The sequence below is a fragment of the Sinobaca qinghaiensis genome, from assembly GCF_003610495.1.
Lineage (GTDB): Bacteria > Bacillota > Bacilli > Bacillales > Marinococcaceae > Sinobaca > Sinobaca qinghaiensis.
Map to the genome: position 1 here is coordinate 388,752 of NZ_RAPK01000009.1, position 13,165 is coordinate 401,916.

The 13,165-nt window shown below is 45.1% G+C and carries 11 protein-coding genes; 6 read left to right on the forward strand and 5 right to left on the reverse strand.

Annotation, left to right across the window (positions count from 1 at the left end; genetic code table 11):
• Positions 1-15: 15 nt before the first annotated feature.
• Together ATL39_RS11740 and ATL39_RS11745 are read right to left on the reverse strand one after the other, a co-directional pair.
• Positions 16-1,848: an assimilatory sulfite reductase (NADPH) flavoprotein subunit gene (locus tag ATL39_RS11740; RefSeq protein WP_120193541.1), complete on the reverse strand. Its 1,833-nt coding sequence runs from the start codon at positions 1,846-1,848 to the stop codon at positions 16-18.
• Positions 1,849-2,240: 392 nt separating this feature from the next.
• Positions 2,241-4,184, reverse strand: a complete 1,944-nt coding sequence (locus tag ATL39_RS11745) for an AMP-binding protein (RefSeq protein ID WP_245960980.1) — start codon at positions 4,182-4,184, stop codon at positions 2,241-2,243.
• A 215-nt stretch (positions 4,185-4,399) separates the two neighbouring features.
• On the opposite strand from ATL39_RS11745, the gene ATL39_RS11750 reads away from it, so the two are divergent.
• From ATL39_RS11750 to ATL39_RS11775, 6 genes are all read left to right on the forward strand, one after another.
• Complete coding sequence (locus ATL39_RS11750; RefSeq protein ID WP_120193542.1) at positions 4,400-5,020, forward strand: NAD(P)-dependent oxidoreductase; 621 nt, start codon at positions 4,400-4,402, stop codon at positions 5,018-5,020.
• A gap of 121 nt (positions 5,021-5,141) precedes the next feature.
• A complete protein-coding gene (locus tag ATL39_RS11755; protein WP_120193543.1) occupies positions 5,142-5,666 on the forward strand; it encodes a LemA family protein in 525 nt (174 codons plus the stop codon).
• Between the two features lie 356 nt (positions 5,667-6,022).
• On the forward strand, positions 6,023-7,255 hold the full coding sequence (locus ATL39_RS11760) for an aminopeptidase (RefSeq protein WP_120193544.1): 1,233 nt from the start codon (positions 6,023-6,025) through the stop codon (positions 7,253-7,255).
• A 15-nt stretch (positions 7,256-7,270) separates the two neighbouring features.
• Positions 7,271-8,089, forward strand: coding sequence for a pyridoxine/pyridoxal/pyridoxamine kinase (gene pdxK, locus ATL39_RS11765; protein WP_120193545.1), 819 nt, complete (start codon positions 7,271-7,273; stop codon positions 8,087-8,089).
• A 153-nt stretch (positions 8,090-8,242) separates the two neighbouring features.
• The gene (locus ATL39_RS11770; protein ID WP_120193546.1) at positions 8,243-8,473 is read left to right on the forward strand and encodes a hypothetical protein; all 231 of its coding nucleotides are present in this window, start codon (positions 8,243-8,245) and stop codon (positions 8,471-8,473) included.
• 25 nt (positions 8,474-8,498) lie between these two features.
• Positions 8,499-8,765 (forward strand): acylphosphatase, encoded by a 267-nt coding sequence (locus tag ATL39_RS11775; protein WP_120193547.1) that lies wholly within the window; start codon positions 8,499-8,501, stop codon positions 8,763-8,765.
• A 44-nt stretch (positions 8,766-8,809) separates the two neighbouring features.
• On the opposite strand, the gene ATL39_RS11780 is transcribed toward ATL39_RS11775, so the two are convergent.
• From ATL39_RS11780 to ATL39_RS11790, 3 genes are all read right to left on the reverse strand, one after another.
• Positions 8,810-10,549 carry a phospho-sugar mutase gene (locus ATL39_RS11780; protein ID WP_120193548.1) on the reverse strand — a complete coding sequence of 580 codons (1,740 nt, stop codon included), beginning with the start codon at positions 10,547-10,549 and terminating at the stop codon, positions 8,810-8,812.
• Positions 10,550-10,729: 180 nt separating this feature from the next.
• Positions 10,730-12,358: a glycerol-3-phosphate dehydrogenase/oxidase gene (locus ATL39_RS11785; RefSeq protein WP_120193597.1), complete on the reverse strand. Its 1,629-nt coding sequence runs from the start codon at positions 12,356-12,358 to the stop codon at positions 10,730-10,732.
• Between the two features lie 230 nt (positions 12,359-12,588).
• The gene (locus ATL39_RS11790; RefSeq protein WP_120193549.1) at positions 12,589-13,143 is read right to left on the reverse strand and encodes a glycerol-3-phosphate responsive antiterminator; all 555 of its coding nucleotides are present in this window, start codon (positions 13,141-13,143) and stop codon (positions 12,589-12,591) included.
• Positions 13,144-13,165 lie beyond the last annotated feature (22 nt).

Sequence of the window (13,165 nt, forward strand, 5' to 3'; positions counted from 1 at the left end):
TCTCCTTTATATGCCTTAATACACGTCACGCTGATATCTTTTCTGCTGCTGCATTTCTGCAACGTATTCATCGGCCTGCATTTCACTCATGCCGCCTTCTTCTTTCAGAATCTGCAGAAGGGTCTGATGAACGTCGTGCGCCATGTTCTTTTCGTCTCCACAAATATATAACACTGCACCCTGTTCTATCCACTCATAGAACTCTTTACTTTTTTCAAGCATACGGTGCTGCACATAGATTTTCTCTTCTGTATCACGGGAGAAAGCCACATCCATTTTGGCGAGCGTTCCGTTTTTCAGCCATTTCTGCCAGTCTGTCTGGTAGAGGAAATCACTGACAAAATACTGTTCGCCGAAAAACATCCAGCTGTTGCCTTCAATATTCTGCTCTTCCCGCTCTTCCATAAAGGAACGGAACGGTGCAGCTCCTGTACCCGGGCCTACCATAATGATAGGGGTATCTTCACTTTCCGGCAGTTTGAAGTTAGGATTGTGCTGCACATAAACAGAAAATTCATCGCCCGGCTCCGAGCGCTCTGCCGTCTGGCCGGAGCAGACACCGGTACGTTCTCTTCCATGAGAATCATAGCAGACTTTACCAATCGTCAAATGCACTTCTTCCGGATTGGCCGAAGGACTGCTTGCGATGGAATACAAACGCGGCGGAATTTTACGAAGAATCGCTGTAAACTCGGAAGCTGATGCCTTCCATGGCGCGAAGTCCCTGAGCAGATCCAGAAGATCCCTGCCGTAAATATACTCTTTAAGCTTACTCTCATTTCCTTCCTGTGTAAGCTTTAGCAGCTCAGGATTTTCGGAAAGGCCGGCAATTTTTTCCATCATCGGCTTTGTAAGCACTGTAATTTCGTAATAAGTAATAAGCGCATCACGGAGGGAGCTTACTTTACCCTGCTTGTTCAGCTGGATGGTTTCATCCGGATCCCATCCCATTTCTTCAATAACTTGGTCAGCCAGCACTGGATCATTTTCAGGGAAAATGCCCAGACTGTCGCCGGGTTCATATTCAAGATTGGATCCTTCAAGCGACAGCTCGAGATGAAGGGTTTCTTTATTTGATCCACGGCCATTTAAATTCAGGCTTTCCAGAAGCTCTGCTTTAAACGGATTCGTACGGGAGTATGCCGTCTGCTCTGTTTCTACTGCACTGTCCGACGTTTGGGAAGCAGAAGGTGCAGAAGCAGCAGCCTGGTTTTCATTCAGGGCAGTAATGACGCCTTCCATCCATTCTGCGGCATCTTCATCAAAATCAACATCGCAGTCGACACGTTCCGTAAGCTGCTTTCCACCAAGTTCAGCAAGCTTCGTATCAAATTCTTTACCCGTCTGACAGAAAAATTCATATGAACTGTCTCCGAGGGATAATACCGAATACTGCAGTTCCTGAAGCTGAGGCGCTTTTCTTCCATTTAAAAACTCATAGAAGGACACAGCGTTGTCGGGCGGGTCGCCTTCCCCGTGGGTACTCACAATAACGAGTAGATTTTTTACTTTTTTCAACGTATTCGCTTTAAAATCATTCATAGAAGAAAGGGTTACTTCATATTGCTGATTTTCTAACTTTTTAGACATTTCTTCTGCTATCGACTGTCCATTTCCAGTCTGGGAACCAAATAAGATGGTTACTTCTTTGGAGACCGGCTCTGCTCCAGGGGACTGGGATGTCTGCGGCGCTTCTGCTACTGCTGTGGTTCCTGCAGATGCTGCCTGGGATGCTGCCAGATATCCGCTCAGCCACGTTTTCTGTTCTTCCGTAAGCGATGGAAGAACTTTGTTTAAAAGCTCTGTTTGTTCTTGGTTAAAAGGACTATTTATTACCTGAAGCTGCAAAGAGATCCACCTCACAAAGATATTTTTATATGTTAACTGCTTTATTTACGATAAACAGCAGCGACACTCATTATAACAATTTTCAATAAACAACGGGTAAAGTATCTATTTTTTCACCGGAGGCTCTGCTAGTAAAAAGCGGCTTCCAGAAAAAAATAAAGACTCTTTGCTTGGAAAGAGCCTTCTTACGCAGGCATCTATTCTCTTTATTTATCAGCAAACTGTTTTTCTAATAAAACACATTGGTTATATCGGAATTAAGATAATTATACTAAATAGTACGGAAAATTCAAGGTCTTGAAAGAAAGTTTATAGGACGGAAATGCGAAACTCTCATTTTTGGCATGATAAAAACGGCAGCTTCTTTATCAAGAAACCGCCGTCGTGAAAATCTACATCTTCTCTGCTTTTTCTTTAATATCCTCAAGAGCCTGCGGGTTTTCAAGAGCCGATAAATCACCTGTTTCTTCATTTAGAAAAGCAGACCGCACCGCTCTTCTCATAATTTTGCCGTTTCTTGTCTTTGGAAGATCGTCCACAATGAAAATGGCTGACGGGACAAGTGACCTTCCCATGCTGCTCTCACAGCGTCTGCCCGCTTCTTCAGTGATACTTTTATCCGGCTGATTTCCTTCATTTAATACAATGAAACATACAAGCGCCTCGCCTTTTTTCTCGTCAGGGATCCCGATGGCAGCAGCCTCTTTTACTGCATAATGTTCCACCAGAATCGATTCGATTTCGCCGGGGCCCACCCGCTTGCCGGCAATGGTCATCACATCGTCCGATCTTCCTGTAATGGTCCAGTAGCCTTCTTTTGTCTTTATTGCCCAATCCCCATGAACCCAGATATCCTTCCACCTTTTCCAATAAGCTTCTTCATACCTTTGGGGTTCTTTCCAAAAACCGGCTGTCATGCCGACCCACGGCTTTTTCACTACCAGTTCTCCCACTTCTCCTGTCACCGACTGGCCGTCATCATTGAATACGTCTGCCGCCATACCCGGAATGGCACTGTTAAAAGTAGCCGGGCCGATTGGCTTTAATAGGAGGTTTCCTAAAATGCCGCCGGATGTTTCTGTGCCTCCCGAGTAATTAATGATAGGAATTCTGCTTCTGCCGGCTGTCCGGAACAGCCACTTCCACGGTTCCGGGTTCCATGGCTCTCCGGTGGACCCTATCACTCTAAGAGAGGACAGGTCTTTTCTTTCTGTCCATTCTTTCCCGTGCTGCATTAGGGAACGGATGAGTGTCGGGGAGACTCCCAAGTGGGTAATACCCGCTGACTCTGTCAGCTTCCACAGTCGATCCGGTTCCGGGTAATCAGGTGCGCCTTCATACATCATTAAACACGCACCGTTCATTAGAGCTCCGTATACAAGAAACGGCCCCATCATCCATCCCATATCTGTATACCAGCAGAACGTATCCCCTTTTTTCACATCCATGCAAAGCCCTGCGTCAAATGCCGCCTTTATAGGAAAACCGCCATGTGTATGAACCGTCCCTTTAGGTTTTCCGGTGGTGCCTGACGTATAGAGCAGCATAAACGGTTCGTCGCTTTTCGCTTTATGAACCTTATCAAGCGGGGCATGGTTTATAATTTCTTTCCAGGTTATATCTATTGTATCCCGGATTTCTACGTCGTCCTCCCGCTCTACAATGATCAGCGTTTTTCCGGATTCGGATAAATCAACCGCCCGGTCCGCCTCTTTTTTCATTAAAACCGGACGGCCTTTTCTCGTATAGCCGGAGGCCGCAATCAGTACGGAAGAACCGGCCGCATCCATTCTTGCCGCTACTGCTTCTGCCCCGTATCCTGAAAAAACGGGCGAAAAAACGGCACCAATCTGCGAGAGAGCCATCATGGAAATGACGGTTTCAGGAATCATCGGCATATACAGCGTGACGACATCGCCTTTGCTTATTCCTGAATGCTTCAATCCATTGGCTGCGCGTTTAACGGCAGCTGTGAGCTCATCAAATGTATACTGTTCCTGCTCTCCGTCTTCCCCTTCCCATTTCAGAGCCGTGCCCTGCTTGGTATCTTCCTTTTCCGCCCATTTAAAAACGGCATTGTGAGAAGCGTTCAGCTTTCCTTTTACATACCAGTGCGGCCATTTCCAGCCGTCAGAAAGATCAAGCGCATACCTGTAATGGTGGAACCATTCAATATCCAGCTCTTTTTCCGCCTGGCTCCAGAACCAGCTTATATCCAATATCGAGGCTTTATAAAAAGCATCGTAGTCGGTATAGCCGAGTTTTCTCATCCATTTGTGCAGCCTTGTCGCTTTTATTTGAATATCTGTCGGAAACCACCAGTCCTGCTTATCCACACTGCATCACCCTTTTATTCAGATTGGGAGGAGAAATTCGTTCATTGATTACTTCTATTTTATCATTGTTATCCATCTAATTTGGTAACGTTTTCAAATACAGTTCAGGAAATAATGAATGCTTTATTTCCTTATCTTTTCCAGGCTTTTATGTTTCTTCTGCTGCGAACAGGGGAAAATACAGTAGTATTAAGCTTTGAGAAAGTAGGTATAGTATGAAAATTGCTCTTTTCGGAGGAACCGGCAGAGTCGGGCGCTACATTCTGGATATGCTGCTGGAAGAAAACATCGAAGTTACTGCGCTCGCACGTTCTCCTGAGAAATTAACATCAGCCTCTCCTCTTTTGAAGGTCATAAAAGGAGACGCTCTTCATAAAGAAGATGTCGAACAGACGATTCAAGGAGCGGATGCAGTTATCAGCGCCCTTGGCACCGATAAACAGAATACGCTCCAGCAGAGTATGCCTCATATTATTGAGGCTATGGAGGCACACAATATAAACAGGCTTCTGACGATAGGCACAGCAGGTATACTCGATGCCCGTTCAGAACCGGGAACGTACCGCTTCGCTTCCTCTGAGTCAAAGCGCCGCAGTACGACCGCCGCAGAGGATCATGCCAAAGTATATGAAATGCTGCAAACAACCGGTCTCGTCTGGACTATTATCTGTCCTACTTACCTGCCTGATGGCGAAGAACATGGAAAAATCCGTGCCGAAGAAGATTTCCTTCCTAAAGATGGCTATAAAATCACTACAGCCGATACAGCAGCTTTCACTGTTCACCTTCTCCTTCATCCCGCCTATGAAAGAAAACGGGTAGGCATTACGTATTAAAAAGGAAAAGCCTTTTCTATTATATGGCAGGTGTGTTTTTTCACCCGGCACTCGTGGTATAATAGACTAATGCTTTTGCAGGCAGGATACTGCCGCATGCTATAAAGGAGGTTGATGGAATGTGACCTTTTTTGGGACCGTTCTCGGAATAGTTATCGTTATTGCTTTAGCAAGCTGGATAATTGGATATAATGCGTTAATCAAATACTTAAACTGGGTGGAAGAGTCCTGGGAGCAGGTGGAAGTGCAGATCAAGCGTCAATTCGACCTCATTCCTGAGCTTGTAGACACTGCCCAGCCCTATATGCGTCATGAGCAGGCACTTCTTGAAAAGCTTCTGGAACTCCGCAGCGGGCTGGATTCTAGGAAACAGTCGAGAGCAGAGCTTGTGGATGCTGACGAAGCACTATCTGCATCCCTGCGCAGTGTATTTGATAAAAAACAGGAAAATGAAGGCTTACAGGGAAATAAAGATTTTGAAAAACTGGAAGCTCTCTTTATAGAATCGGAAGCAAAGCTTGATAAAGCAAAGCGTGTGTATAATAATACCGTTACAAAATACAACAGCAAAATCCAGTCCGTTCCTACCCGGTTTGTAGCGGACGCGCATAATTTCCATTCCAGGGAAACTGTGCATATCCATTAAAAAGAACACTGCCCGGCAGTGCTCTTTTTTTTTGCTGTTTTATTCTATAAAACGAACAAAATATTCCTAGTGTTATATTTTTTATTAAAACAGCAGCTGGAGCAAGCATATATCAATAGAATACGGCTCATCATTTCATACTAGGTTTACGCATTGTCTTATCTTTTGATACGATAATAATGCATTGGAAAAGGGCGGGTTTTCGTCTATCCGCTCCTATTTTTCTTTGTTTTTAAATACGTACAATACCTTTTAGCGATTGGAGCTGTTCCAATCGTTCTTTTTTTTGTCCATATTATGATACAATTTTGACAGACTTTCATTACAACTATTCCAGCCGCAAAGGAGACAGCATCATGACAGATTTTAATACAAAACTAGAAAATTATGCATCGTTGTCCATCAAAAAGGGAGTCAATCTTCAAAAAGGGCAGATTCTGGTCATCGCCGCTCCCATTCATTCATATGAGTTTGTAAGACTGCTTGCTGAAAAAGCTTATGAAGCAGGAGCTCACAATGTCCACGTGGAGTGGTCCGACGAAGAGCTTGCCAAGCTTAAGCTCGATCACGCGCCAATGGAGGCTATTCAGGAATATCCGTGGTGGCATTCCAAAGCACGGGAAGAGCTGGCAGAAAGAGGAGCCGCGTTTATTACTGTGAAATCCTCCGATCCGGATCTGCTGAAATATGCAGACGCAGGAAAAGTGGCTGCTGCCAATAAAGCGGCCGGAGAGGCCATGAAGCAGTTCCGCAATTATATTCAATCTGATAAAGTAAGCTGGCTCGTTACGGCTGCTCCTTCAACTGGATGGGCTAAAAAAGTCTTTCCGGAAGTATCTGAAACAGAAGCCGTGCAGCAGCTGTGGGAAGCTATTTTCAAAGCCGTCCGCGCCGACCTTGAGAATCCTGTACTTGCCTGGGAAGAACATGACAAAAAGCTTCAGGCCAAATCTGCTATTCTTAACAGCAAAAAATACAAGCAGCTGCATTATACAGCTCCCGGCACGGATTTAAAAATTGACCTGCCGGATCATCACATCTGGGCGGGCGGCGGCGGACCGAACACAGAAGGTGTTCATTTTATCGCCAACATGCCTACCGAGGAAGTATTTACCGTTCCGCATAAAGACGGCGTAAACGGCTATGTGAAAAATACAAAGCCTTTAAATTACAGCGGCAATGTGATTGATGATTTTACTATTCATTTTAAAGATGGAAAAATTGTTGATTTTTCTGCCGGTGAAGGAGAATCCACTCTCCGCAATCTTATCGACACCGACGAAGGGTCCCACCGGCTCGGAGAAGTGGCTTTGGTTCCCCACAGCTCCCCTATTTCCCAGAGCGGCATACTTTTTTACAATACGCTTTTCGATGAGAATGCTTCGAACCATTTAGCAATAGGCAGCGCCTATGCCTTTTGTGTAGAAGGCGGCACCACAATGAACGAGCAGGAAAAGCAGGAGGCCGGTTTAAACACCAGCCTGACCCATGTTGACTTCATGGTAGGAAGCAATAAAATGAATATTGAAGGCATTCTGCCGGATGGCACTAAAGAATCTGTATTTCAAAATGGTGAATGGGCCATATAAGAAAGGATGATAGATATGAGCTTAAATAAAGTACTCAGTATCGCAGGCTCTGACACGAGCGGCGGTGCCGGCATTCAGGCAGACCTGAAAACATTTCAGGAGCTTGAAGTTTACGGAATGACTGCACTGACAACTATTGTTGCACAAGATCCCGACCGGGACTGGTTCCACGCCGTTTATCCTCAGGATATTCGTGCTCTGGAAGCCCAGCTGCAGACCGTACTCAAAGGAATAGGCGTAGACGCAGCCAAAACGGGAATGCTCGGGTCAAAAGAAGTAATTGAACTGGTCGCAGAAAAGGTAGAAGAATTTAAAGTAGAAAAATTAGTAGTCGATCCGGTGATGGTATGCAAAGGCACCGATGAAGCGCTGAATCCTGAACTTGATCAGTACTTGCGCGACACCCTTGTTCCTAAGGCTCTTGTCGTGACACCCAACTTATTTGAAGCGTCTTCGATTGCCGGCACCGAGCCATTGAAAACCATTGACGATATGAAGCAGGCGGCGGCTCTTATTTATGAAAAAGGCCCGGCTTTTGTTATTATCAAAGGCGGTGGTGAGATTGGCGGAAGCAGCTCTACGGATGTTTTTTATGATGGAAAAACATTTGAACTGCTGGAATCGCCTAAAGTAGATACCGCGTATACCCATGGAGCCGGCTGCACTTTTTCCGCAGCCATTACAGCCGAAATTGCAAAAGGAGTACCGGTTAGAGAGGCAATCGCTCTGGCAAAACAGTTTGTTCATGCAGCCATTACCGATTCCTTTCCTCTTAACAGCTATATCGGCCCCGTTAACCACACGGCCTACCGCCACCATTCGGCAAAAAAATAATAAATCATAAACATCCTCTCCCCCCGTCAAAGCCTTGTGGTTTTGATGAGGGGGATTTCTTTCGTTGTTATTAATGAAGCTGCCTGAATATTTTCTTCTGCCGGCTTACTCATGCTATAATGCTAAAGATATAAAGATACAAAGGAGAAAAAGATGGAATTAGTAAAATGCAGACGTACCGTATGGAAAGCACTGCACCATGATTATATAGAACCTCAGAATGGAACTATCCTATTTCAGGAAGGTTACGTATATCCGGTTTTTCAGGACAGCTCCGGCACCTGGCTGTCTACAGACGAAGAAGGGGTTCCTCATGTTATTTCAGAAACAGAAGAGTCCCTGGAGTCAGACCCATGGTTTGAAGTTCATTTCATTAAGGTATAGAAATGGATAAAGGAGGAATGCGGCAGTGAAACAGCATATAATCGTACATGGCCTTGTTCAGGGCGTTGGTTTCCGGCAGTTCACAAAAATGGAAGCAGATAAACTTTCCATTTATGGATGGGTTCATAACAAAACAGACAATACCGTGGAAATCGCAGCGGAAGGCGATGACAAAGCGATGAGGTCTTTTTTGACTTCTGTGGAAAAAGGGCCGCGTTTTTCGAAAGTGGATAAAATCGAGGTCAACCCGATCGATGAAGTTGATCATAAACAAAGCTTTAAAGTAAAATAAAAAAAGCTGTCCCAAATAGCATTTGGGGCAGCTCTTTTTTTATATTATTGAATCATCTGGTGAACGATGGACATAACATCCATTTTACGCTGCAGCAGAGACTCTTCGGCTTCTTTAACATCGTCTTTTACTACGCCGAAATAAAATTTAACTTTTGGTTCTGTTCCGGACGGTCTGGCACAAAACCAGGAGTCGTCTTCGAACTTAAATTTAAGAACGTTGGACACCGGAAGCTCGATTTTTTCTTTTTTACCATCTGTTAAAAATGTTCTTTCCCCGGTATGGTAATCTTCCATCGAGGTTACTTTCTGCCCGCTGATGATTTCCGGCGGATTGGAACGGAAGTGATGCATAATCTCCTCGATTTTTTCAACCCCTGCTTTTCCTTTTAAAGTCAGTGAATCCAGGTCTTCGAGATAGCATCCGTATTTTTCATAAAGCTCCTGAAGAGCTTCATAGATGGTACGGCCATTCTTTTTATGCCAGAGCGCCATTTCTGCGATAATTAAAGCAGACTGTACGGCATCTTTGTCTCTGACAAAATCGGCAATCAAGTAACCAAAGGATTCTTCATAGCCAAACTGAAACACGTATTCGCCGCTTTCTTCAAACTCTTTGATTTTCTCCCCGATAAATTTAAATCCGGTCAGCGTGTCCATCGTTTCCAGCCCGTAATGGGAAGCAATAACGCGTCCTAGTTCCGACGTCACAATTGTTTTCATGACGATTCCATTTTCAGGAAGGATGCCTTTTTCTTTACGCTGGGAAAGAAGAAAATCCAGAATAAGCGCTCCTGTCTGATTTCCGGACAGCACCTGGTAATGGTTGTCTTTGGCTTTCACCGCAATACCAATCCGGTCCGCATCCGGATCCGTTGCCACCAGCAGATCGGCTCCCAGCTTATCTCCCTGCTCAATAGCCAGTTCAAATGCTGCTTTTTCTTCAGGATTCGGGCTTTTCACCGTGGAAAACTCCGGATCAGGCTCTGCCTGCTCGGCTACGACATGCACATTGGAGAATCCGCTCGATTCAAAAATCCGCGTTACCGGTATATGAGCGGTTCCGTGAAGCGGTGAGAAAACGATGGAAAGATCTCCACCCTCTTTTTTTACAGTTTCCGGATCCAGCAGGATGGTTTCCAGATGCTGATTGTACGGAAGATCTATTTCTTCCCCGATTACTTTCAGCAGGCCATCCTGTTCCAATGTGCTCTGCTCCGCTGTTTCAATCTCCAGTTCATTTTCGACGCTGTTTACAAAGTCTACCAGCTCTTCTGCCGGCTCCGGAGGAAACTGGCCGCCGTCTTTGCCGTACACTTTAAAACCGTTATATATAGGAGGATTGTGGCTTGCCGTAATGACAACGCCTGCAAAAGCATGCAGATACCTAACAGCAAAGGAAAGTTCCGGTGTCGGCCTCAGGTTCTCAAATATGTATGCCTGAATGCCGTGTGCACCCAGCGTGCGTGCCGTTTCCATCGCAAATAAGCCGGATCGGTGCCTGGAATCATAAGCTATCGCGACTCCTCGTGCTTTAGCTTCCTCCCCCCTGCTTTCTATAAACCGTGCCAGTCCTTCTGCTGCGCGGCGGATCGTGTATATATTCATTCTGTTTGTACCCGGTCCCATTTCACCGCGCATACCGCCTGTGCCAAACTCCAGATACTTGTAAAAACTGTCCTCAAGCTGCGTTTCTTCTTCGGAAAGAACGTTCAGCTCCTCATCAAGTTCTTTTTCCAGAGATGAAAAAGACGTCCATCTTTCCCAATTCGTTTTCCAGTCCATTTCGCATGACCTCTTTTCTGTTTGTATATTCTTATTATAGTAAACATAGACACGTTCTACCATGATTAATAAAAAATGGCTTTTCTGCCGACGGCGTTGTTGTATGTATACCCTTATTTTATCTCATTTATCCCATAAAAAAACAGCAGAAGCCGGATCGCTTCTGCTGTTCATAAATTATTAGGAAAGCACGGCGCTTTCTGTTTCTACTTCTTCTTCTGTATGCTTGGCATAACGGATTTCCGTTTCCAGCTCTTCTACAAATGAAGCTGCCTGTGTTTCATTCCAGCCTGCTTTTTTCTTCATAAAAGCAAGGACCGGCTCTTTCCATTTATCTACTTCGTTCATTCCGAAAAACAGAAGAGCGGCACGTCTGTTAAAGAAGTCAAGCGGTGTAACCGCCATTTCTTCTTCAAGCGCGTAAAGAATCTGGCCGCCTAGTTTTAACGGAAGACCTGCCTGTTCAATGTCTGTTTTCTGTTTCTTAATATGAGCAAATACGTTCGGTGCATTAGAACCGTAGAATTCAATAACCTGCTCGGCTTCATCTTTGGACAGACCTGCCTGCTCGCCAAGGTATGCCTGTGTTTTTACATACGTATCAAAGCCGGAAGATCCATCTACTGCCCCGCCGGAAAGGTGAATGTGCTCGGTTGGACATGGAGCATGGATATTCATTCGTTCTGCCACAATATCGACGGCTTTTTCAGCCATTTTGCGATACCCAGTCAGCTTGCCTCCTGCAATAGAGATCAGACCGGTTTCAGAAAGAAACACTTCATCTTTTCTGGAAATCTCGGAAGCTGATTTTCCTTCTTCATAGATAAGCGGACGCAGTCCGGCCCAGCTTGACTCCACGTCCTCTTTTGTGAGCTTGAGCTCAGGGAACATGTAGTTGGAGATCTCGAGAACATAGCTTCTGTCTTCTTCCGTCATTCTCGGGGAAGCGATATCTGCTTCATACACGGTGTCTGTTGTGCCAACATACGTTTTGTTGTCTCTTGGGATAGCGAAAGCCATACGGCCGTCCGGCGTATCAAAATAAGTTGCCTGGCGCAGCGGGAAGCGGGTTCTATCGAATACAAGGTGAATCCCCTTTGTCAGACGAAGATGCTTGCCGAAGTTGGAGCCGTCTTTTTTACGCAGCGTATCCACCCACGGTCCTGCAGCATTAATAATATGATTGGCATAAATGGTATACTCTTTATTGTTCACTGTATCTTTTACTTTAACTGCCACAGCTTTTCCATTTTCATACACAAAATCTTCCACTCTGGCGTAGTTAACCGGATTTGCTCCAAAATCTATGGAACGCTTTATTGTTTCCAGGGTCAGCCTGGCATCATCTGTCCGGTATTCTACGTATACACCGCCGCCTTTTAACCCTTCATTTCTAAGAAGCGGTTCTTTTTCCAGCGTTTTTTCTCTATTAAGCATAAAGCGCTGTTCTTCTTTTTTTACTTTAGCAAGCCTGTCGTACACTTTAAGTCCAAAGGACATTGAAGTTTTACCGAACGAACCGTTTTCTACTAAAGGAAGAAGCATCCACTGTGGTTCTGTTACGTGCGGAGCATTTTCATATACGATTGCTCTTTCTGTTCCAACCTCAGCTACAAGTCCTACTTCGTACTGTTTAAGGTATCTTAATCCACCGTGGACAAGCTTGGTTGAACGGCTGGAAGTTCCTGCTGCAAAATCCTGCATTTCCACCAGTCCTGTTTTCATACCTCTTGCGGCAGCATCCAGGGAAATTCCTGCTCCTGTGATACCTCCGCCAATTACTAAAACGTCCAGCGTTTCCCGGCTCATTTGTTCTAATCTGCTCTCTCTGGATACAGCTGAAAATGATTGATTATTCAAAGTTACGCCCTCCTGTAGTGCCGGACCGCCGTTTTATCAGGTATAAAAAAACCGCAATATGACCATACAGTTGTCCTGTATAGAAATATTGCGGTCTCTCCTGCGGCTCCGACCTGATTTTAACTTATAGTTATTGTACACCCCGTGTGGAATTATTGTAAAGAGAAAAGCTTTTCTTTTTATAAATCAGGGTTCCAGAGTTCCTTCCGGTTGGTTGTTACTGCTGTTGCCCCTGCTTGAAGAGCATTATTAACTTCTTCGCGGCTGCGGATGAGCCCGCCTGCTACTACAGGAATGCCGGACCTTTCGAGTACCTCTGTTATCATGCCCGGGATGACACCCGGCAGTACTTCTATAATGTCCGGTTTAACGTCATCTATTAATCGGAAACTCGTGTCGAGTGCCAGTGAATCGAGCAGGAATAATCGCTGCATAGCCAGAACTTTATGTTTTTTTGCCGTGATCAGCATTTGTTTTCTTGTCGAAATCAATCCATACGGCTTGATATGCTGGCAGAGAAACTGGGCTGCATATTCATCATGGGCAAGTCCCTGCACAAGGTCAGCGTGCAGGATAACTTTCTTATTTTCGGATTTGGCCAGCTGGATCATGCTTTTCAGCTGCGCAATGTGGGTATTGAGCAGTACTATGTGTGTCCCTTCTTTCTTTAACAGACCATCAAATTCTTTTGCTGTGCGGGCGGCCGGAAGCACCGTTTCTTTTCCAAAAAACATATATCCTGCTCCTTTCTCTCGT